This window comes from Streptomyces sp. NPDC005576, assembly GCF_042871745.1.
In the GTDB taxonomy this organism is placed as follows: Bacteria; Actinomycetota; Actinomycetes; order Streptomycetales; family Streptomycetaceae; genus Streptomyces.
The window spans coordinates 166971-187764 of the sequence record NZ_JBIAJC010000010.1; the positions used below are offsets into that span (position 1 = coordinate 166971).

The following is a 20794-nucleotide window of genomic DNA, read 5'->3' on the forward strand; positions in this document are numbered from 1 at the left end:
CACCCCCTCCCAACACCCGGGGGGGGGTTCGGGGGCCATCTCTCTCCCCCGCGGGCCCCCCCGCAACCCCGCCGGTCACCATGCGGTCAGCGTCCGGCCGCGTCCAGAGCCTGTGCCACGTCGGCGAGCAGGTCCTCGGGGTCCTCGGCGCCGACCGAGAAACGGACGAAGCCCTCGGAGACCGCGTCGCCTCCCCAACGGCCGCGCCGCTCCGCGGTGGACCGCAGTCCGCCGAAGCTCGTGGCGTCGTCGACCAGTCGCAGCGCCTCCAGGAAGCGTTCGGCGGTTTCCTTGTCGGCCAGCTCGAACGAGACCACGGACCCGAAGCGGCGCATCTGCCGCGCGGCGACCGGGTACGACGGGTCGGAGGGGAGACCGGGGTAGCGCAGGCCGGTCACCTCGGGCCGCTCGACGAGCGCCTCGGCCAGGGTGAGCGCCGTGGAGCACTGGCGCTCGATGCGCAGCTGGAGAGTGGCGAGCGACCGGTGCGCGAGCCATGCCTCCATCGGACCGGGGATCGCGCCGACCACCTTGCGCCAACGCCGCACCCCCGCGGCGAGTCCAGCATCCCGGCAGGTCACGTGGCCGAGCAGGATGTCGCCGTGGCCGGTCATGCCCTTGGTGTCGCTTGCCACCGAGAAGTCGGCGCCCAGGTCCAGAGGCCGCTGCCCGATCGGGGTGGCCAGGGTATTGTCGACGGCCACCAGGGTGCCGCCGGCGTGTGCAGCCTCGACCAGCCGACGGACGTCGCAGACATCGAGGCCCGGGTTGGACGGTGTCTCGATCCAGAGCAGCTTGGCCCCCTCGAGGGCGGCCAGCTGGGCGTCGCCGCCGGTGGGCGCGGTGCGGACCTCCACGCCGTACGCCTCCAGCTGCTCCCGGACCAGTGGCAGTGCCTGGTAACCGTCGTTCGGCAGGACGACGACGTCACCCGCGCGAAGCTGGGAGAAGAGGACGCCCGAGATCGCGGCCATGCCGGAGGCGAAGACGGTCGTCACGACCTCCTCTCCCGGCGCCTCCAGCTCACCGATGGCCTTCTCCAGGTGCGTCCACGTCGGGTTGGTCTCCCGGCCATAGGTGTACGGCCCTACCGGCTCTCCCGAGAGGTGGAAGTGCGCGGCGAAGACGGGTCCCGGGAGGGTGGGTTCGTACTGCTGCGGCTCGGGGAGACCCGCTCGTACCGCTCTCGTTCCGTCGCCGATGGTGCTCATGCTGCGCTCCTTGCTTCCTTCCCGGGCCGTCGCCGGTGCTGCCTGCACCTTCTCAGCCCGTGGGCGAAGTCCGTCAGGGTGTCTCAGTCTTCGTCGGGGAGAGCCACGTGCATGGCCCAGGAGACGACGGAGATGATCAGGCCGCCCAGCACGGCGGTCCAGAAGCCCTCCACGTGGAAGCTGAGGTCGGCCGCGTCGGCCAGCAACGACGTCAGTTTCAGCATGAGGGCGTTGACGACCAGGGTGATCAGGCCCAGGGTGAGGATGAAGAGCGGCAGCGTCAGGAGCTGGACGACCGGCTTGACGAGGAAGTTGACCAGGCCGAAGAGGAGGGCGACCAGGATCAGGGTGAGGACCTTGCGACCGGTTCCGGAGCCGGTCAGCGTGATGTCCTGCAGCAGCCAGATGGCCACCGCCAGAGCGGCTGCGTTGGCGGTCGTCTTGACTACGAAATTCTTCATGTGTCTGATCGTGGCAGACACCGACCACGGGGTAGACCGTCCGTACGGCAACCCGGGACGACCACGAGAGGCGCACCGCACATGAAGGCATTCAGGCTGGACGAGCTGGAAGCGGAACGAGCCGCCAACGATGGTGCCTACCTGCAGTTCCTTCGCGAGCGGAACATGTCCGTGGGTCTCTACGCGCTGGACGCCGGGGCCCTCGATCCGCAGAACCCGCACGGCCAGGACGAGGTGTACCTCGTCGTCAGCGGGCGGGGGTCGATCACCGTGGGCACGGAGACGACCGTGGTGGGCCGGGGAAGCGTCGTGTACGTGCCGGCCGGCGTGGCCCACAAGTTCCACCACATCACCGAGGACCTCCGCGTCATGGTGGTCTTCTCCCCGGCGGAAGCCTGATCCGAAGGCCCAGGCCCTACCTGATCCGAAGGCCCAGGCCCTAGGGGATCGATCAGGGAATTCCGGGGGGTACGGACCGCCCGTGGCCACCGCCTCCGCTCTAGCATCGGTATCGGTAACCGGGAGGTCGGGGACCAGGACCGGGGACCCCCGGCTCTACGGGGCAGGGACATGAGAGACGAGGTAGGGACGATGGCGGTCCGGGAGATATTCGCGGGAATGCCCTGGTGGGTGAAGTGGATCGCGGTGCCGGTGATCGCGATCGCCGTGTTCGGCGGACTGATCGCCAGCGTGGTGACCTTCGTGGTCACGCTGCTCTTCAAGGTGTTGCTCTTCGTCATCCTCGTCGGCGGGCTGATCTTCGTCGTGCGGAGGTTCTTCACGTCCTCCTCGGACTCCCGGAGCGACTGGTAGGCGTCGACGCCCGGGCGCGGACCGTCCCCGGGCGCGGACCGAGCAGCGCCCGGACCGCCCAGTGCCTGGACCGTCCGCGTACGGACCGTTCCGCGTACGGACCTCAGCGCCTGGGGAAAACCCCTGCAGGCCCACGCGCGCCCACGCAAGGTCCCCACCCACGCACGATCCCCACGCAAGGCCACCCGAAAAGCGTCGCGCCCCGCAGGATGGTCACGGAGCGTCGCGTGGATTAGCCCGGCAGAGCTAAGCGGGGCCCGAAACCGCCCCACGAATGGCCCCGGCGGCTACAGTGACGCTTCGCTGCCGCCGCCTGGTAAGTACTGTCCGTCACCATCCTGACCCATGGTTCCGCGACAGTCGAGTGTGCGCCCCGGGCTCGCGGCACGCCCGTGGGGGCGGCCTCCACGGGAGGGCTGACCGCCCGTCACCATGCCTGGGGGTGACCGTGACCACGGCATCGACCACCACTGTCCCGACGCTGATCGGTTCGGTCCAGCGGGCCCTGAGACTGCTGGAGGCGGTGGGCGCCCATCAGGCCGGCGCTCCCGCCAAGCAGTTGGCGCGGGAGGCGGGGCTGCCCCTGCCGACCACCTATCACCTGCTGCGCACCCTGGCCCACGAGGGTTATCTCCGCCGGGAGAACGGTGTCTTCGTCCTCGGCGCCGCCGCCGAGCGGATGTCCGGCCTGGCGGCCGAGGAGAGCAGGCGCGGCAGGCTCAACGACTCCCTCGTGCGGTGGTGCGACGAGTTGGGGGCCCCGGTGTACTGCGCGGTCTACCGTGAGGGAGAGATCGAGCTGGTCGCCGTGGCGGACTCCGCCGAGACGCCGGCCGTGGACGAGTGGGCCCCCTTCGCGGAGACCGGCCACGCGCACGCCCTGGGTCAGTGCCTCCTCGGTCAGCTCGACGAGGAGTCACGTGAGGACCATCTGCTCCGCCATCCGGTGCGTCCGCTGACCCGTTACTCAGTGCGAGATGGGCCGGTCCTACTTGAGCGATTGCGTTCGATGGAGCGTATGAAACCTGTCATTGAGCGACAGGAGTACGCACTGGGAACCGTCTGTGCCGCCATCCCCATCACCGCAGGTTCGGTCGTCGCCGCGATGGCCATTTCTCTACCCCTGGACCGACAGGACCAGTTGCTCCCCGCAGTCGAACAACTACGTGCCGAAGTGGCACGGCTCTTGCGTTCGTTCGTGTTCTCTATCAGTATCTGAAAAATCACTCCTTGTGATCTGCTATCGCGTGCACCACGATGGCGTCAATAGGGCCACGGGGGATCATTCCTGGCCAGATTCATCTACTGCGGGGTTGAACGATGCGCGAGTCGGTTCAAGCAGAGGTCATGATGAGTTTCCTCGTCTCGGAGGAGCTCTCGTTCCGTATTCCGGTGGAGCTCCGGTACGAGGTGAGCGATCCGTACGCGATCCGGATGACCTTCCATCTGCCGGGTGACGCCCCTGTCACCTGGGCTTTTGGTCGTGAGCTCCTGCTCGACGGCCTCAACAGCCCAAGCGGCGACGGCGATGTGCACATCGGCCCGACCGAACCCGAGGGCCTCTGTGACGTGCACATCCGGCTCCAGGTCGGTGCGGACCGGGCCTTGTTCCGAGCCGGGACGGCACCGCTCGTCGCGTTCCTCGACCGGACGGACAAGCTGGTGCCACTGGGGCAGGAGCACACGCAGGGTGACTTCGACGGGAATCTCGAAGAGGCGCTCGGCAGGATCCTCGCCGAGGAGCAGAACGCGGGCTGACAGGCTGTCAGCCCGTCAGCTTTTGGGTCCTCGCGCTCATGCCTTGCGGCGGCGGCCCCTCCCGGTCCGTACGGGTGCAGGAGCTTTGGCTTCCGCGCCGAGCCCTGTGCGGTCCGCGGACACCACCAGAGCGGCGAGCACCGTCGTGACGGGCACCGAGGCGACCAGTCCGATCGAGCCGACGAGAGTGCGGACGATCTCCGCCGCCACCAGCTCACTGTTGGCGACCGTGCCCACGCTGCTCTGCGCGATGGAGAACAGCAGCAGCAGTGGCAGCGCCGCGCCCGCGTAGGCGAGCACCAGGGTGTTGACCACCGAGGCGATGTGGTCGCGCCCGATCCTGATGCCCGCCCGGTAGAGCCCGCGCGCCCCCGTGGCCGGGTTCGCCTGGTGCAGCTCCCACACCGCCGACGTCTGTGTGACCGTCACGTCGTCCAGGACCCCGAGCGAACCGATGATGACACCGGCCAGCAGCAGGCCGCTCATGTCGATGTCCGGATAGAGGCCGTGGATGAGGCCGGTGTTGTCGTCGGTGTTGCCGGTCAGCCCCGCCCAGTCGATGAAGACCGAGCCCAGCAGCCCGATCAGTACCAGCGAGATCAGCGTGCCGATGACCGCCACCGAGGTGCGGGCGGTCACTCCGTGGCAGGTGTACAGCGCGATGAGCATGATCGCGCTGGCCCCGACCACCGCCACGAGCAGCGGGTTGGACCCCTGCAGGATCGCCGGGAGGATGAACAGCGTCAGCACGGCGAAGGACACCGCGAGCGCCACGAGCGCCATCACCCCGCGCAGCCGCCCCACCACCACCACGGCGACGGCGAAGAGTCCCGCCAGCAGCGCCATCGGAAGCTTCCGGTCCACATCGGTCACCGAGTACTGCAGATCGTGCGGAGCGTCCGGCGCGTAGGCGAGCACGACGCCCTGGCCCTCGCTCAACTGCCGTGACGCGTCCGGCTGGATGATCTCGGCGAACCTGCGTCCCTCGTCCTTGCCGCTGGTCACCTCGATGGTGGCCTTCTTGCAGTCGCCGGTCTCCCCGGCCGCGCCGGCCGGGCCGGAGCCCGTCGACGCACCGCCCGTGGCGGGGACCTGGGCCGCGTTGACGTCCGCGCAGTTCACCCGGTCCACCCGCACCACCTCTCCCTGCTCGGTCTGCCGGTCGAAGCCCACACCGGTCCGCTCGTGGGCGGGTGTTCCGCCGGGCCAGAGCACCACCAGGCCGACGACCACCGCCGCCGCGAAGGGGATCAGCACACAGGCGATGACCTTCCGCAGATGGGTGGAGACGGGCGCCGCGGGGCCATGGCTGTGGGTATGGCCGTGCGAGGGGTCCTGGGGTTCGGGCCGGTCCTGGGAGGAGTTCACCGGGCGATCATCCCAACTGCGGCGGAGGCCCCCTGTTCAGCACGGCCGGGCGGGCGCTAGCGTGGTGGCACCTTTGCACACGCGGGAGCTCGGAGCACCGGGCTGAGAGGGCGCTGACCTCGTGAATCCTCACGGGACAGGCTGCGCCGACCGCCGAACCTGTTACCGGGTAATGCCGGCGTAGGGAGTAGGTCTCATGACCACATCGGACGCACGCACGCCTGCCTCCACGACGAACGAGAGCGTCGGGGCGAGCAAGTCCATCGGCTGGCACAAGGGATACGTCGAGGGCTCGCGCCCCGGCCTCCGGGTGCCGGTCCGTCAGGTGCACCTGACCAACGGCAAGGACGTGACGCTCTACGACACGTCCGGTCCGTACACCGATTCCGCGGTCACGACCGACGTCCGCCGGGGCCTCGCCTCCGTGCGCGGCGGCTGGATCGAGGACCGGGGCGACACCGAGGAGTACGAGGGGCGCCCGGTCCGTCCGGAGGACGACGGCCGCCCGCCCGCCTCCCGCGACGGCCTGCGCAACCTCGACGCGGTCTTCCCCGGCGGCGCGCGCAGGCCCCGGCGCAGCCGCGACGGACGCCCCGTCACCCAGCTCGCCTACGCGCGGCGCGGGGAGATCACCCCCGAGATGGAGTACGTCGCGATCCGGGAGAACGTCGCCCCGGAGGTCGTCGTCGAGGAGATCGCGGCCGGCCGGGCGGTGCTGCCGGCCAATGTGAACCACCCGGAGATCGAGCCGATGATCATCGGCAAGCGGTTTCTGGTGAAGGTGAACGCGAACATCGGCAACTCGGCCGTGGCCTCCTCCATCGAGGAGGAGGTGGACAAGATGACCTGGGCGACCCGGTGGGGCGCCGACACGGTCATGGACCTGTCCACCGGCCGCAACATCCACACCACCCGCGAGTGGGTCCTCCGCAACTCCCCCGTGCCCATCGGTACCGTCCCGCTCTACCAGGCACTCGAAAAGGTGGACGGCCGGGCGGAGGAGCTGACCTGGGAGATCTACCGGGACACGGTCGTCGAACAGGCCGAGCAGGGCGTGGACTACATGACGGTGCACGCCGGGGTGCGCCTTCCGTACGTCCCCCTCACCGCGCGCCGGAAGACGGGCATCGTCTCCCGGGGCGGCTCGATCATGGCGGCCTGGTGCCTCGCGCACCACAAGGAATCGTTCCTCTACGAGAACTTCGAGGAGCTCTGCGAACTCCTCGCGACGTACGACGTGACGTACTCGCTCGGGGACGGACTGCGGCCGGGGTCCATCGCCGACGCCAATGACGAGGCCCAGTTCGCCGAGTTGCGCACCCTCGGCGAGCTGAACTCGATCGCCAAACGGTACGGCGTGCAGACGATGATCGAGGGGCCGGGGCACGTCCCGATGCACAAGATCAAGGAGAACATCGACCTCCAGCAGGAGATCTGCGAGGAGGCGCCGTTCTACACCCTCGGCCCGCTGACCACCGACGTCGCACCGGCGTACGACCACATCACCTCCGGTATCGGAGCGGCGATGATCGCCTGGTGGGGCACGGCGATGCTCTGCTACGTGACCCCCAAGGAGCATTTGGGGCTGCCCGACCGGGACGACGTGAAGACCGGGGTCATCACCTACAAGATCGCGGCCCACGCAGCCGACCTGGCCAAGGGGCACCCGGGTGCGCAGGACTGGGACGACGCGCTGTCGGACGCACGGTTCGAGTTCCGCTGGGAGGACCAGTTCAACCTGGCGCTCGACCCGGACACCGCACGCGCCTTCCACGACGAGACGCTGCCCGCCGAACCGGCCAAGACGGCGCACTTCTGCTCGATGTGCGGACCCAAGTTCTGCTCGATGAAGATCAGCAGAAGCATCACCGAGCAGTTCGGCGGCGAGGAGGCCGCCACCCCGGAGGAGATCGAGGCCGGGATGCTGGAGAAGTCGAAGGAGTTCGCGGCCTCGGGCAGCCGCGTCTACCTTCCGCTCGCGGACTGAACCGTCGGAGGGCCGCCCGGCACCCCCGGTGAGGAGGGCGGGCGGCGGCTTCTCGGGGCGCCCACGGTCACCCGGCGATGGCCGGGACGGGTCGGGAGGCGGTGGGACGGGTGTGCGCGCCCCGGGTGGTGTCCGGTGGACACCCCCTGGGGTGACCCGTCATGACACCTTCCCCGGCCCGGTTACCCCTCCGGCGGAACCGACGGTTCGCCCTGCTCGTCGCCGCCCGGTTCGTCTCGATCCTGGGCAACGGATTCGCCCGGGTGGCACTGGCCTTCGCGGTGCTGGCACTGTCCGGGAGCGGTCCCGGCCGGCTCTCCCTGGTGCTGGCCTGCCAAGCCCTGCCGCAACTGGTCTTCGTCCTGGTCGGAGGGGTGGTCGCGGACCGGACGTCGCGGTCCCGGCTGATGGTGCTGGCCGATGTCGCCGGCGCCGCCGCCTACGCCGGTCTGGCCGCGATGGTGCTGACCGGCCACGCCCCCCTGGGGGCGATGTGCGTGTTGGCGGTGCTGACCGGTACGGCCACCGCGATGTTCGCGCCGGCCATGGACGGGGTGGTCCCGCTCGTGGTCCCCGCCGACCGCCTCCAGGAGGCCAACGGGCTGCTGCGCGTCGGTTCCCACGGGGCGTTGCTGCTGGGCCTCGCCCTGTCCGGAGTCACCGTCGCGTTCGTCGGCGCGGGGTGGGCGCTCGCGCTGAACGCCGCTTCCTTCGTCGTCAGCGCGGCGCTGACGGGTGGGCTGCGCCTGGCCGGCCGGCCGCGCGGAGGTTCCTCCGGGTGGACCGATCTGCGCGAGGGCTGGACGGCGTTCGCCGGCCGGCAGTGGCTCTGGGCGGTCGTGGCGCAGTACACCTTCGTGGTGGCCGCGCTCAACGCCACGCTGGGCGTGCTCGGTCCGCTGGTGGCGGAGGAGGAGTTCGGCGGTGCGCGGGCCTGGTCGGTCCTGGTGGCCGCCCAGGCGCTGGGCATGATCGCCGGGGCCGGGGCGTCGGCCCGTCTGCGGGTGGGGCGCCCCGTCCTCGTCGCGGTCCTCGCGACCTTTCCCCTCGCCGCTCCCCTCGCGCTCCTCGGCGCTCACGCGCCGCTCGCCGTGATCGCGGCGGCCATGTTCTGCGCGGGGGTGGCGGGTGACGTCTTCGCCGTGCTGTGGTCCACGACCGTGCAGCGGGAGATCCCGGAGGACACCCTTTCGAGGGTGAGTTCGTACGACCTCTTCGGTTCGCTCGCCTTCGCCCCGCTCGGGCTGCTGGTCGCGGGTCCGGTCGCGGCCGCGGTGGGACCGGGACCGGCGTTGTACGGCTGCGCGGTTCTGGTGGTGCTGGCCACCGCGGGAGCTCTGCTCTCGCCCCAGGTACGAGGGTTGAGGGCGTCGGGTCCCCAGGGGCAGGTGGCGGTGGCCGAGGCGGGCTGAACCGGAGGCGGGATGCGGTGCGGCGCCCCGGTCGCCAGGTTCCCGCGGCCCGGCCGCTCATGGCCGGACGCCGGCTATCCGTCTTTCGGACCGCCGGAGCCCGCACCGCCGGAGCCCGGACTCGGAGAGCCGGGGCTGTCGAAGCCGGGGCTGTCGAAGTCCGGGCTGCTGAAATCCGGGCTGGTGAAGGAGGGCCGAGGGCTCTGGCGCGAGCCGTCCCGCGGGTTCGAGAAGTCGGGGCTGCTGTAACCGATCTTCGGGATGCGGTTCGGTGACGGCCGGGGGGCGCGGGCGGCCGGTGCGGCGGACGGGTCGTCCAGCGCGTCGCGCAGGAACGGGAGGATGCCGCGTTCCAGCAGGGCGTGGCGCCAGGCTTCCCGGGCCCTGGCGATCTCCTCCGGCACGTCGTCCTCCGCCATGGCGACGGCCAGCTCGTTGGAGCTGTTGCGGAGCGCCGTGACCAGCAGTCCGACGGCGGCGGCGAGTATCGCCAGAGCGGCGAGCGCGGCGAAGAGCCAGCCGGCGGTGATCAGCGGGCCCGCGATGGCCGCGGAGCTCACCGCCCGGAGGAGATAGCCGATCAGCAGGAAGATCACCGCGGCGGAACCCGCGAGGAGCGGCGCGAGCACGGTGACGACCGCGCCGACCCCGACGCCCTCGCCGGGGCGGTCGGGCGAGTCCCGCACCTCGTCGGAGTCTTGGTCGGCGTCCCCGGTCGGGACCCGGAGTTCCCCGCGCGCCTTCACGTAGTGCTCGTACTCGGTGGCGGCTGCCGCGGTGATCAGCGCGGTGGCGCTCAGCGCCATGGTCCGCAGCTGTTCCCGGTTGAGCCGTTCCCCGACGCCGTCCAGATCCGGCCGTTCGTGCGCGTGGCGCAGCGCGTCGCCGAGGATTCGCTCGTACTCGGGCCCGTCCTCGGCCAGCAGGTGCGGAGCGCTTGTCATCTGCATCCCCCGATGCTCCGTGGCGCCCGGAAACCCGCGCACGGCGGGGCGTCTCGGACGAAACGGAGGAGAGCCTGCTACTGATACGCCGATGGTAGAGCGCCCGGGGCGAGCGGTGACAGGGTGTTTCCAGAAATAGGCCCGCCGACCGCGAACGATCGGGTCGGCGGAGCCCTACCCGGCGAAGATGTCAGTCATGCAGGGGGAGTTGTGCGACCAGTAGCTTTCCGGCCATGGTCACTCCGCCGTCCATGGCGATGGCGAGCCCGTCCGCGTACAGGTGCGGTCCGCGCACCACCGGCCCCGCGCCGTTCTCGCCGTCCTCCGATCCGACCTCGCCGAGGAGGTACGGAATGGGGCTGTGGCCGTGGACGACCCGGCGGCCGCCGTACGCGGCCATCAGCTCGCGCACCGCCTGCGTGCCGCCGTCGTCGCGGAACGCGAACCGCTTGGTGAGCTTGCGGAACAGGTCCCAGCACTCGTCCGCGTCATTACGGGTCAGGATGGCGTGGACCGTGTCGTTGACGTCTTCGATGGTCGCCCCGTAGTCGAGGTACGCCGTGGTGTCGGAGTGCATCAGCAGATGCCCGTCCTCTTCGACGACAGCGTCCAGCCGGGACATCCACTGCAGGTGGACGTCGCGCAGCCGCTCCATGTCGTGTTTCTGGCCGCCGTTGAGCAGCCAGGCGGCCTGGAAGGTGGCGGTGCCGGCGCCGGAGTTCACCGGGGTGTCCGCGAAGCGCTTCGCGCCGATGAGGAGCAGCTCGTGGTTGCCCATCAGCGCCTTGCAGTAGCCGCCCGCGGCGGCGGCCTCGGCCGAGAGCTGCATCACCAGGTCGATGACGCCGATGCCGTCGGGGCCCCGGTCCGTGAAGTCGCCGAGGAACCAGAGCCGGGCGTTGCCCGCCGACCAGTTGCCGTTGACGTCGATGAGGCCCTGGTCGGCGAGCGCGGCCTTCAGCTCGTCGAGGTAGCCGTGCACGTCGCCCACGACGTAGAGCGGGCCGAGCCCGTCGGCCCCGTCGGCGTCCGCGTCCGGCACGGATGCCGCGACGGGCACCCCCGCCGGGGTGATCACGGGCAGGTCGCGCTCGGTCGGCGTGTAGCCCTCCGGCACCCCGTCGTCGGGAACGGCGTTCCCGGGATGCGTGAGCGCGCCGTCCGGATGCGGGTCCGTCCCGGACATGGTCGTTCGCGTGTACGGCGGAACGCGGAAGTCGCGCAACGTCGCCGTACGCACCACGGGTTCCTGACCGGCCCTCTGAGTCATCGACCCCTCCACCACCGTCGCGCCGCCGTACACCTGACGGGCCCTGCCTGGTAGAGGGGGTCCGCGGTGTCGTGCGCCCATCATAGGAACGCGGATCGCCCCGTGTGACGCACCAGGGGCGGTGAATCCCGGCGGGTGCGTCGTTCACCTGTCCATTGGTCCGGATTAATCCGTTCAATCCCTGCTCGGAGAGCGTGGCGCGCTCACCGTCGTACGGGGCGGCCGGCGCTGCGAGGAGGTCCGGACGATGAGCTCGGTCGGTATCACCTGCTCGACCGGTCCGTCGTGCTCGACGCCCTCGATCGCGTCGATGAGGAGCTGCACCACCGCGGTGCCGATGCGGCGCGGCTTCAGCGAGAGCGTGGTGATGGGCGGCTCGGTGGTTGCGTAGACCGTGGACTCGCTGCAGCAGACCAGCAGGAGGTCGTCGGGGACGCGCAGGCCGTACCGGCGGGCCGCGGCCAGCAGGTCGGTGCCATTGGGGTCGAAGAGGCCGTAGACGGCGTCCGGCCGGTCCGGGCGGGCGAGCAGCCGGTCGGCGGCCACCGCTCCGGCGCACGGGTCGTGGGCCGGGTAGGACTCGTACACCGGGTCCTGGCCCACGCGCTCGCACCAGTGCAGGTACGCGGTGGTGGAGAGCCGGGTGTACGTGTCGGTCGTGGTGCCGGTGAGCAGCCCGATCCGCCGGGCGCCGGCCGCTGCCAGGTGGTCGAGGAGGTCGAGCACGGCCGCGCGGTGGTCGTTGTCGACCCACGCGGTGACCGGGAGCGATCCGGCGGGCCGTCCGTCGGAGACGACGGGCAGCCCCTGGCGGAGGAGTTCGGTGACCACCGGGTCCTGGTCCGAGGGATCGATGACGACGGTCCCGTCCAGCGCCACGTTGGACCAGACGTCGTGGCGCGAGGTGGCGGGCAGGATCACGAGGGCGTACCCCCGGGCGAGCGCGGCCGAGGTGGCGGCCCTCGCCATCTCCGCGAAGTACGCGAACTCGGTGAAGGTGAAAGGTTCATCCCCGTACGTGGTCACGGTCAGGCCGATCAGGCCCGACTTGCCCGTGCGGAGGGTGCGGGCCGCGGCCGAGGGGCGGTAGCCCAGGCGCTCTGCGACCTCGCGGACATGGCGACGGGTGGCGTCCGGGAGCCTGCCCTTGCCGTTGAGCGCGTCGGAGACGGTCGTGATCGAGACCCCTGCCGCGGCGGCTACATCGCGGATACCCGCGCGTCCTGGCCGGCCGCTGCGCCGGGGGGTCTCCGTCCGGCTCACCTGGTGCTTCCCTGCTGCTGTCATGGCGAGCCGATAGTAGGGCTCGGGAGGCCACCTCGGCCGGGCGCATATGCACCTGTTGACAGGCACGTTTCTCCATGGTCGTCGGGGGCTGATTGCCTTGCAAAGCAAGGGAGTTGGCGGAGGGCGGCCGGATGTGTCATGTATGCATCGGGCTGAGTCGGCCCTGGGAGCGGTGGACGGAAGAGGTCGCAACTCACCAGTTCGAGGGACGCGCGCTACGGCGCGAGCCACCGGCGCGCAACGGAGTGTGCGCACGCCCCCCATGGATGTGCCCCGCCCGTCGCGGCCCGCGGGCCCCCTCGCCGCACCGGGCGTCGGCCGCACGGGCGGCCGGAGGTGACGCAGACCACCCCCGGTCGCGGGGAGGGCCCGGCACCCCCTCTTAAGGTGAGACGCATCGAAGTGCGTCGACCGTCGAGGAGAACCCGTGGTGAGCGAGACGAGCCCCAAGCTGCGCCCCGAGCTGGATGGTGTTCCCGCCTATGTGCCGGGCAGGCCGGCATCCCAGGACGGGCCGGTCGCCTTCAAGCTGTCCTCCAACGAAAACCCCTACCCGCCCCTGCCCGGTGTGCTGGAATCCGCGCTCGCGGCAGCCTCGGAGCTCAACCGCTATCCCGACATGTCCTGCGCGGGCCTGATGAACGAGCTGGCCGACCGTTTCGGGGTGCCCCTCGCGCACCTCGCCACCGGAACCGGTTCGGTGGGTGTCGCGCAGCAGCTGCTTCAGGCCACGTCGGGGCCCGGCGACGAGGTGATCTACGCCTGGCGCTCCTTCGAGGCGTACCCGATCATCACGCAGGTCAGCGGGGCGACCTCGGTGAAGGTGCCGCTGACCGACGGGGACGTCCACGACCTCGACGCGATGGCGGACGCCATCACGGACCGGACAAGGCTGATCTTCGTCTGCAACCCCAACAACCCGACCGGCACGGTGGTCCGCCGGGCCGAGCTGGAGCGGTTCCTCGACCGGGTGCCCGGCGACGTTCTGGTGGTGCTCGACGAGGCGTACAAGGAGTTCGTCCGTGACGCCGACGTCCCCGACGGCCTGGAGATCTACCGGGAACGGCCCAACGTCGCGGTGCTGCGCACCTTCTCGAAGGCGTACGGACTGGCCGGACTGCGGGTCGGCTTCGCGGTGGCGCACGAACCGGTGGCGGCGGCGCTGCGCAAGACGGCCGTGCCCTTCGGCGTGAGCCAGATCGCGCAGGACGCGGCGATCGCCTCGCTGCGCGCCGAGGACGCACTGCTGGGACGGGTGGGCTCGCTGGTGGCCGAGCGGAACCGGGTGCACGGCGGGCTGGTGGCACAGGGCTGGACGGTGCCGGAGAGCCAGGCCAACTTCGTCTGGCTGCGGCTCGGCGAGCACACGGGTGATTTCGCCGCGTTCTGCGAGCGGGCCGGGGTGGTCGTGCGGCCGTTCGCCGGTGAGGGCGTGCGGGTCACGATCGGCGAGGAAGAGGGCAACGACCTCTTCCTCAAGTCGGCGGAGGCGTACCGCACCAAGTTGTAGCGCGCACCTCCTCCTGCTGTCCTGCTGTCCTGCTGTCCTGCCGTCTCGTCGTCCCGTCCGGGCGGCGCGGTCGGCGCCGGAGTCGCGTTGACCGTGGCTCCGGCGCCGGTCACCTGTGGCCCCGCCCTCGGTCTTCGGGAGGGTGGGGCCACAGGTGCGTGGGGGACGTGGCCGAGGCCGCGGGGCCGCCGTCGCCCCGATGGTCGCTGTTGTCCTGAAACCGCCCGTGGGCGCCGGTTCTGTCCGGTGCCGGGTGGGCACGTACAAGAAGAGGCCCCCCCGTTCGAAGATTCGGAAGCGTGTGCGCCATACTTTGCTTGTGAATGTGAACGCGTTCACAAGCGCACCCCGATTGGTCCAGTAATGGGTGGGATCAATCGGGCGAACCGCGGCTGTCACTACGGCGATGTAAGGAGCCGACGACGTGGAACTAGCTCTGGCGCCCGAGACGATGGCGCGCTGGCAGTTCGGCATTACGACCGTCTACCACTTCCTCTTCGTCCCCCTGACGATCTCGCTCGCCGCCCTGACGGCGGGGTTGCAGACGGCATGGGTCCGGACCAATAAGGAGAAGTACCTCAAGGCCACCAAGTTCTGGGGCAAGCTCTTCCTGATCAACATCGCCATGGGTGTGGTCACCGGCATCGTCCAGGAGTTCCAGTTCGGCATGAACTGGTCCGACTACTCGCGGTTCGTCGGTGACGTCTTCGGTGCGCCGCTGGCCTTCGAGGCGCTGATCGCCTTCTTCTTCGAGTCCACCTTCATCGGGCTCTGGATCTTCGGCTGGGACAAGTTGCCCCGGAAGATCCACCTGGCCTGCATCTGGATGGTCTCGCTCGGGACGATCCTCTCCGCGTACTTCATCCTGGCGGCCAACTCCTGGATGCAGCATCCGGTCGGCTACCGCATGAACGGGGAACGCGGGCGTGCAGAACTCACGGACTTCTGGCACGTGCTGACGCAGAACACCGCTGTCGCCCAGTTCGCCCACACCATCACGGCGGCGTTCCTGGTGGGCGGTGCCTTCATGGTCGGAATCGCCGCCTTCCACCTGGCGCGCAAGAAGCACATCCCGGTCATGCGGACGTCGCTGCGGCTGGGGCTCGTCACCGTGGTGGTCGCCGGCCTGCTGACCTCCGTCAGCGGTGACCTGCTCGGCAAGGTGATGTTCAAGCAGCAGCCGATGAAGATGGCGGCGGCGGAGGCGCTCTGGGAGGGACAGGAGGGCGCACCGTTCTCGATCTTCGCGGTGGGCGATGTCTCCGAGGGCCACAACGACGTGGAGATCTCGGTCCCGGGGGTGCTCTCCTTCCTCGCCGACGACACCTTCACCTCGTACATCCCGGGCATCAACGAGCTGAACCAGCAGATGCAGGAGAAGTACGGCCCGGGGGACTACCGGCCCAACATCCCCGTCGCCTTCTGGGGCTTCCGCTGGATGATCGGCTTCGGGATGGCCTCCTTCGGCCTCGGCATCCTCGGGCTCTGGCTGACCCGGAAGAAGTTCATGCTGCCGCCGGGCATGCGGACCGGCGACGACGAAGTGCCGCATCTGGTCCTCTTCAAGAACAAGGCCCTCAGCCCCAAGCTCACCAAGCTGTACTGGCTGGTCGCGCTCTGGACCCTGCTCTTCCCGCTGATCGCCAACTCGTGGGGCTGGATCTTCACCGAGACCGGGCGGCAGCCCTGGGCCGTCTTCGGCGTGTTCAAGACGGCTGACGCCGTCTCCCCCGGCGTCTCGCAGGGAGAGGTCATCACCTCGCTGATCGCCTTCACCCTGATCTACGCGATCCTCGCGGTGGTCGAGGTCAAGCTGCTCGTGAAGTACATCAAGGCCGGTCCTCCGGAACTCAGCGAGGACGACCTCAACCCGCCCGCCACGATCGGCGGTCACGACGACGCCGACGCCGACCGGCCGATGGCCTTCTCGTACTGAGAGGAAGGAGCGGAACGATGGAACTCCACGACGTCTGGTTCGTCCTGATAGCGGTCCTCTGGACCGGTTACTTCTTCCTGGAGGGCTTCGACTTCGGCATCGGCGTCCTGACCAAGCTGCTGGCCCGCGACCGCAAGGAGCGGCGGGTCCTGATCAACACGATCGGCCCCGTCTGGGACGGCAACGAGGTCTGGTTGCTCAGCGCCGGCGGTGCCACCTTCGCGGCCTTCCCCGACTGGTACGCCACCCTGTTCTCCGGCTTCTACCTGCCGCTGCTCGTCATCCTGCTCTGCCTCATCCTGCGGGGCGTCGCCTTCGAGTACCGGGCCAAGCGACCGGAGGAGCGCTGGCAGACCAACTGGGAACACGCGATCTTCTGGACCTCGTTGATCCCCGCGGTCCTCTGGGGCGTGGCCTTCGGCAACATCGTGCGCGGCGTCAAGATCGACGCGCACATGGAGTACGTGGGAGGTTTCTGGGACCTCCTCAACCCGTTCGCGCTGCTCGGCGGAGCGGTGACGCTCACCCTCTTCACCTTCCACGGCGCGGTCTTCGCCGCGCTGAAGACGGTCGGCGAGATCCGCGTCCGGGCCCGGAAGTTCGCGCTGCGGCTGGGGGTCGTCACCGCGGTCCTGGCGCTGGGCTTCCTGATCTGGACGCAGCTGCACACGGGCGACGGATGGTCACTGCTCGCGATGGCCGTCGCGGTCCTCGCCCTGGCCGGTGCGATCGCGGCCATCGCCGCCGGCCGGGAGGGCTGGTCGTTCGCGCTCTCGGGCCTCACCATCACCGCTGCCGTGGCGATGCTCTTCCTGGCGCTCTTCCCGGACGTCATGCCGTCCTCGCTCAACGGCGCGTGGAGCCTCACCGTCACCAACGCCTCGTCCACGCCCTACACGCTCACGATCATGACCTGGTGCGCGGGGATCGCCACGCCCCTGGTCCTGCTCTACCAGGGCTGGACCTACTGGGTGTTCCGCAAGCGCATCGGCACCCAGCACATCGCCGACGCGCACTGAGCGCCCCGCCCGGCGCCGGTGCCCGGCAAGAGCGCCGGGCGCCGGCGAACCGGCCGCCCGCACCGACCTCAGGGGATGTTTCACGTGAAACCGATCGATCCGCGTCTCTTCCGGTACGCCCGTGCCACCCGCTTCTTCCTCGTGGCCGTGGTGGCGCTGGGTGCGGTGGGCGCGGTGCTGGTCATCGCCCAGGCGATGCTGGTGGCCGAGATCGTGGTCGGGGGCTTCGAGGACGGACTGAGTGTCTCCGGGCTCCGTACTCCCCTGATCCTGCTGGTCGTCGTCGCGGCGGGCCGGGCGCTGGTCGCCTGGCTCACCGAGCTGGCCGCGTACCGGGCGAGCGCGGCGGTCAAGTCCGAGCTGCGCGGCCGGCTCCTCGAGCGAGCCGCGCAGCTCGGTCCCGGCTGGCTCGACGGGCAGCGCACCGGATCGCTCGTCGCCCTCGCCACCCGGGGTGTCGATGCGCTCGACGACTACTTCTCCCGCTACCTCCCGCAGCTCGGCCTCGCGGTGGTGGTGCCGGTCGCGGTGCTCGCACGCATCGTCACCGAGGACTGGGTGTCGGCCGCGATCATCGTGGTCACATTGCCGCTCATCCCCGCTTTCATGATGCTGATCGGCTGGGCCACCCAGTCCCGGATGGACCGGCAGTGGAAGCTGCTCTCCCGGCTCTCCGGCCACTTCCTCGACGTGGTCGCCGGGCTGCCGACGCTCAAGGTTTTCGGACGGGCGAAGGCCCAGGCCGATTCGATCCGGAAGATCACCTCGGAGTACCGGCTGGCGACCGTACGGACCTTGCGGATCGCGTTCCTCTCCTCCTTCGCGCTGGAGTTGCTGGCGACCCTCTCCGTGGCGCTCGTCGCCGTGACGATCGGCATGCGGCTCGTCCACGGTGAACTCGACCTCTACATCGGCCTGCTGGTGCTGATCCTCGCCCCCGAGGCGTATCTGCCGATCCGCCAGGTCGGTGCGCAGTTCCACGCGGCGGCGGAAGGGCTGTCGGCCGCGGAGGAGATATTCGCCGTGCTGGAGACCGAGCTCCCGGCGGCCGGTACGGCGGACGTGCCGCAGTCGCTCCGTATCGAGGTGGACGGGGTGACCGTGCGCCACCCGGGCCGGACCGGGGCCTCGCCGGCCGGGGCCTCGCTGGTGGTCGAACCGGGGGAGACGGTCGCACTGGTCGGCCCGAGCGGGGTCGGCAAGTCCACGCTGCTCGACGTGGTCCTCGGCTTCACGTCGCCGGCCGCGGGAACGGTACGGGTGGGTGGCGTGGATCTCGCCACCGTCTCCCCCGAACGCTGGCGCGAGCACATCGCCTGGGTGCCGCAGCGCCCCGTCCTCTTCGCCGGGACCGTCGCCGAGAATGTGCGGCTGTCCAGGCCGGACGCCGACGACGCCGCGGTGACCGCCGCGCTCCGGGACGCGGGCGCCCTGGAGTTCGTCGCCGCGCTGCCCGAGGGGGAGGGGACCCTCCTCGGGGAGGACGGCGCAGGGCTCTCCGCCGGCCAGCGCCAGCGTCTCGCCCTGGCCCGGGCCTTCCTCGCCGACCGGCCGGTACTGCTGCTCGACGAGCCGACCGCGAGTCTGGACGGTGGGACGGAGGCGGCCGTCGTGGACGCGGTGCGGCGGCTGGCCGCGGGCCGTACCGTCCTGCTGGTCGCACACCGCCCCGCGTTGCTGCCGCTGGCCGACCGTGTGGTGACGCTGGAGCCGGCAGCCGCAGAAGCGGCCAGCCGGGAAGAGACCACCCGGGAAGAGGGCGTCCGGGAAGCGGCCAGTCGGGAAGAGACCACCTGGGAAGAGGGCGTCCGGGAAGCGGCCAGTCGGGAAGAGACCACCTGGGAAGAGGGCGTCCGGGGAGACGCTTCCTCTCGCACGGCGCCGGACCGGGTGCAGCCGCCGGTCCTCCGTCCCGTCCTGCGGGAAACGGCAGTCCTGCGCGAGACCACCCCTCGTACCGGCAAGGTGCTCGCACGGGTCCGCGAGGCGGCGGGCGCCCGGCGCAGGCGGCTGGCCCTCGCCCTGCTGCTGGGCAGTCTCGCGCTGGGCTCGTCGGTGGGGCTGATGGCGGTCTCCGGCTGGCTGATCTCCCGTGCCTCCGAAGAACCCCCGGTCCTCTACCTGATGATCGCCGTCACCGCGACCCGCGCCTTCGGTCTCGGCCGCGCCTTCTTCCGCTACGCCGAACGTCTCGTCTCCCACGACACCGTGCTCCAGCTCCTCGCAGAACTGCGGGTCGCCGTCTACCGAGGGCTGGAACGCGTCGCGCCCGCCGGACTGCGCGCCACTCGCCGGGGCGACCTGCTCTCCCGGCTGGTGGCGGACGTGGACGAACTGCAGGACTACTGGCTCCGCTGGCTGCTGCCCGCCGGTACGGCCGTGGCCGTGGGCGTGGCCTCCGCGGGCTTCCTCGGGATGCTCCTCCCGGAGGCCGGCGTGGTCCTCGCCGTAGGGCTCCTGCTCGCCGGCGTGGGCGTGCCGTCGGTCAGCGGGGCGGTCGCCGCCCGGGCGGAACGCCGGCTCGCCCCGGCCCGTGCCGACCTCGCGGTCCGGGTCACCGACCTGCTCGGCGGTACGGCCGAACTGACCGTCGCCGGCGCCCTGCCCTCGCGCACCGCACGGGTGCGGGAGGCGGACGGGGTCCTCACCCGGATCGCCGCCCGCGCCGCCTCCGCCACCGCACTCGGCGGCGGTCTCTCCTCGCTCCTCTGCGGGCTGACCGCGGTCGCCTCCGCCCTGGTGGCACTGCCCGCCGTACGGAGTGGCCGGCTCGGAGGCCTGGAGCTCGCGGTCGTCCTGCTCACCCCGCTCGCCGCCTTCGAGGCCGTGAACGGAATGCCGCTCGCCGTGCAGTACCGCCGGCGCGCCCGCCGGAGCGCGGAGCGGGTGTACGAGGTGCTGGACGCCCCCGTCCCGGTGCGTGAACCCGACGAGCCCGCCCCGGCCCCCGCCACCCCCTTCCCGCTGGAGGTGCGCGGCCTGACGGCCCGCTACCCGGAGGCGTCCCGGCCCGCCCTGGACGCGGTCGACCTGACCCTGGAGCGGGGACGCCGCATCGCGGTCGTGGGCCCGTCCGGCGCGGGCAAGACCACCCTTGCGCAGGTCCTGCTCCGCTTCCTGGACGCGGAGCGGGGCACCTACCGGCTCGGCGGCACGGACGCCTCCGCGCTCGACGGCGACACGGTCCGCACCTACGTCGGGCTCTGCGCCCAGGACGCGCACGTCTTCGACAGCTCGGTACGGGAGAACCTGCGGCTCGCGCGTACCGGTGCCACCGAGGGGGAGCTGCGGCACGCGCTCGCCGGGGCACGGCTGCTCGACTGGGCCGACTCGCTCCCGGACGGGCTCGACACCCTGGTGGGCGAACACGGTGCCCGGCTCTCCGGCGGCCAGCGGCAGCGCCTCGCGCTGGCCCGCGCCCTGCTCGCCGACTTCCCCGTCCTCGTGCTCGACGAGCCCGCCGAGCACCTCGACATCGCCACGGCGGACGCCCTGACCGAGGATCTCCTCGACGTCACCCGGGGACGCGCCACCGTGCTCATCACCCACCGCCTGGCGGGCCTGGACGCGGTGGACGAGATCGTGGTGCTGGACGGCGGCCGGGTGGTCCAGCGCGGCTCCCACGCCGAGCTGGCCGCGGTGGACGGGCCGCTGCGCCGGATGCTGGAGCGCGAGCGGGAGGCGGACCTGCGAGCGGTGCGCCCGCCGGAACCGGCCCGGACGGCACTCGTCTGAGCCCGCTCCGGCGACACCCGACGGCTCGGGTCGTCCCGGCCGGGGCCGTCCTGCCCCGCGCGACCGCACCCACCCGGAGAACG

16 protein-coding genes and 1 riboswitch are annotated in these 20794 nt (G+C 70.8%); of the genes, 10 read left to right on the forward strand and 6 right to left on the reverse strand.

Annotated features, from left to right (window positions below; genetic code table 11):
• Positions 1-86: 86 nt before the first annotated feature.
• Both ACFYPN_RS19570 and ACFYPN_RS19575 read right to left on the reverse strand, forming a co-directional pair.
• Positions 87-1211: a cystathionine gamma-lyase gene (locus tag ACFYPN_RS19570; RefSeq protein ID WP_358759530.1), complete on the reverse strand. Its 1125-nt coding sequence runs from the start codon at positions 1209-1211 to the stop codon at positions 87-89.
• Between the two features lie 83 nt (positions 1212-1294).
• Complete coding sequence (locus tag ACFYPN_RS19575) at positions 1295-1672, reverse strand: phage holin family protein (protein WP_358759532.1); 378 nt, start codon at positions 1670-1672, stop codon at positions 1295-1297.
• Positions 1673-1753: 81 nt separating this feature from the next.
• Between ACFYPN_RS19575 and ACFYPN_RS19580 the strand changes: the two genes are divergently transcribed.
• The 4 genes from ACFYPN_RS19580 (at position 1754) to ACFYPN_RS19595 (ending at position 4243) form a co-directional block, all read left to right on the forward strand.
• Complete coding sequence (locus tag ACFYPN_RS19580; protein WP_358759534.1) at positions 1754-2071, forward strand: cupin domain-containing protein; 318 nt, start codon at positions 1754-1756, stop codon at positions 2069-2071.
• 192 nt (positions 2072-2263) lie between these two features.
• The gene (locus tag ACFYPN_RS19585) at positions 2264-2485 is read left to right on the forward strand and encodes a DUF5326 family protein (RefSeq protein ID WP_358759672.1); all 222 of its coding nucleotides are present in this window, start codon (positions 2264-2266) and stop codon (positions 2483-2485) included.
• A gap of 448 nt (positions 2486-2933) precedes the next feature.
• A complete protein-coding gene (locus ACFYPN_RS19590) occupies positions 2934-3704 on the forward strand; it encodes a helix-turn-helix domain-containing protein (protein ID WP_358759674.1) in 771 nt (256 codons plus the stop codon).
• A 101-nt stretch (positions 3705-3805) separates the two neighbouring features.
• Positions 3806-4243: an SsgA family sporulation/cell division regulator gene (locus ACFYPN_RS19595; RefSeq protein WP_266706557.1), complete on the forward strand. Its 438-nt coding sequence runs from the start codon at positions 3806-3808 to the stop codon at positions 4241-4243.
• 36 nt (positions 4244-4279) lie between these two features.
• On the opposite strand, the gene ACFYPN_RS19600 is transcribed toward ACFYPN_RS19595, so the two are convergent.
• Positions 4280-5611: a YibE/F family protein gene (locus tag ACFYPN_RS19600; protein WP_358759536.1), complete on the reverse strand. Its 1332-nt coding sequence runs from the start codon at positions 5609-5611 to the stop codon at positions 4280-4282.
• Between the two features lie 71 nt (positions 5612-5682).
• Positions 5683-5815, forward strand: a riboswitch (TPP riboswitch).
• Here ACFYPN_RS19600 and thiC point away from each other — a divergent pair.
• Together thiC and ACFYPN_RS19610 are read left to right on the forward strand one after the other, a co-directional pair.
• A complete protein-coding gene (thiC, locus tag ACFYPN_RS19605; RefSeq protein ID WP_389299648.1) occupies positions 5808-7598 on the forward strand; it encodes a phosphomethylpyrimidine synthase ThiC in 1791 nt (596 codons plus the stop codon). Its footprint overlaps the riboswitch before it by 8 nt.
• Positions 7599-7759: 161 nt before the next feature.
• Positions 7760-9010 carry an MFS transporter gene (locus ACFYPN_RS19610; RefSeq protein WP_389299651.1) on the forward strand — a complete coding sequence of 417 codons (1251 nt, stop codon included), beginning with the start codon at positions 7760-7762 and terminating at the stop codon, positions 9008-9010.
• Positions 9011-9084: 74 nt separating this feature from the next.
• Here the strand turns inward: ACFYPN_RS19610 and ACFYPN_RS19615 are convergent, their stop codons facing one another.
• The 3 genes from ACFYPN_RS19615 to ACFYPN_RS19625 form a co-directional block, all read right to left on the reverse strand.
• Positions 9085-9960 (reverse strand): hypothetical protein, encoded by an 876-nt coding sequence (locus ACFYPN_RS19615; RefSeq protein ID WP_389299654.1) that lies wholly within the window; start codon positions 9958-9960, stop codon positions 9085-9087.
• Between the two features lie 184 nt (positions 9961-10144).
• Positions 10145-11224: a metallophosphoesterase gene (locus ACFYPN_RS19620; protein WP_358759542.1), complete on the reverse strand. Its 1080-nt coding sequence runs from the start codon at positions 11222-11224 to the stop codon at positions 10145-10147.
• Between the two features lie 174 nt (positions 11225-11398).
• Positions 11399-12511: a LacI family DNA-binding transcriptional regulator gene (locus tag ACFYPN_RS19625; RefSeq protein ID WP_358759544.1), complete on the reverse strand. Its 1113-nt coding sequence runs from the start codon at positions 12509-12511 to the stop codon at positions 11399-11401.
• A gap of 430 nt (positions 12512-12941) precedes the next feature.
• Between ACFYPN_RS19625 and hisC the strand changes: the two genes are divergently transcribed.
• The 4 genes from hisC (at position 12942) to cydD (ending at position 20711) form a co-directional block, all read left to right on the forward strand.
• Positions 12942-14021 carry a histidinol-phosphate transaminase gene (hisC, locus tag ACFYPN_RS19630; protein WP_389299656.1) on the forward strand — a complete coding sequence of 360 codons (1080 nt, stop codon included), beginning with the start codon at positions 12942-12944 and terminating at the stop codon, positions 14019-14021.
• Between the two features lie 424 nt (positions 14022-14445).
• Complete coding sequence (locus ACFYPN_RS19635; RefSeq protein ID WP_358759548.1) at positions 14446-15957, forward strand: cytochrome ubiquinol oxidase subunit I; 1512 nt, start codon at positions 14446-14448, stop codon at positions 15955-15957.
• A 17-nt stretch (positions 15958-15974) separates the two neighbouring features.
• Positions 15975-16976: a cytochrome d ubiquinol oxidase subunit II gene (gene cydB / locus ACFYPN_RS19640; protein ID WP_358759550.1), complete on the forward strand. Its 1002-nt coding sequence runs from the start codon at positions 15975-15977 to the stop codon at positions 16974-16976.
• A gap of 84 nt (positions 16977-17060) precedes the next feature.
• Positions 17061-20711 (forward strand): thiol reductant ABC exporter subunit CydD, encoded by a 3651-nt coding sequence (gene cydD, locus ACFYPN_RS19645; protein WP_389299660.1) that lies wholly within the window; start codon positions 17061-17063, stop codon positions 20709-20711.
• The last annotated feature ends 83 nt before the right edge of the window (positions 20712-20794 follow it).

Coding starts and splice junctions, on each gene's coding strand:
- ACFYPN_RS19570 (WP_358759530.1), bottom strand. CDS start 1,211: ATGAGCACCATCGGCGACGGAACGAGAGCGGTACGAGCGGGTCTCCCC.
- ACFYPN_RS19575 (WP_358759532.1), bottom strand. CDS start 1,672: ATGAAGAATTTCGTAGTCAAGACGACCGCCAACGCAGCCGCTCTGGCG.
- ACFYPN_RS19580 (WP_358759534.1), top strand. CDS start 1,754: ATGAAGGCATTCAGGCTGGACGAGCTGGAAGCGGAACGAGCCGCCAAC.
- ACFYPN_RS19610 (WP_389299651.1), top strand. CDS start 7,760: ATGACACCTTCCCCGGCCCGGTTACCCCTCCGGCGGAACCGACGGTTC.
- ACFYPN_RS19595 (WP_266706557.1), top strand. CDS start 3,806: ATGCGCGAGTCGGTTCAAGCAGAGGTCATGATGAGTTTCCTCGTCTCG.
- ACFYPN_RS19615 (WP_389299654.1), bottom strand. CDS start 9,960: ATGCAGATGACAAGCGCTCCGCACCTGCTGGCCGAGGACGGGCCCGAG.
- cydB (WP_358759550.1), top strand. CDS start 15,975: ATGGAACTCCACGACGTCTGGTTCGTCCTGATAGCGGTCCTCTGGACC.
- ACFYPN_RS19625 (WP_358759544.1), bottom strand. CDS start 12,511: ATGACAGCAGCAGGGAAGCACCAGGTGAGCCGGACGGAGACCCCCCGG.
- ACFYPN_RS19585 (WP_358759672.1), top strand. CDS start 2,264: ATGGCGGTCCGGGAGATATTCGCGGGAATGCCCTGGTGGGTGAAGTGG.
- thiC (WP_389299648.1), top strand. CDS start 5,808: ATGACCACATCGGACGCACGCACGCCTGCCTCCACGACGAACGAGAGC.
- ACFYPN_RS19620 (WP_358759542.1), bottom strand. CDS start 11,224: ATGACTCAGAGGGCCGGTCAGGAACCCGTGGTGCGTACGGCGACGTTG.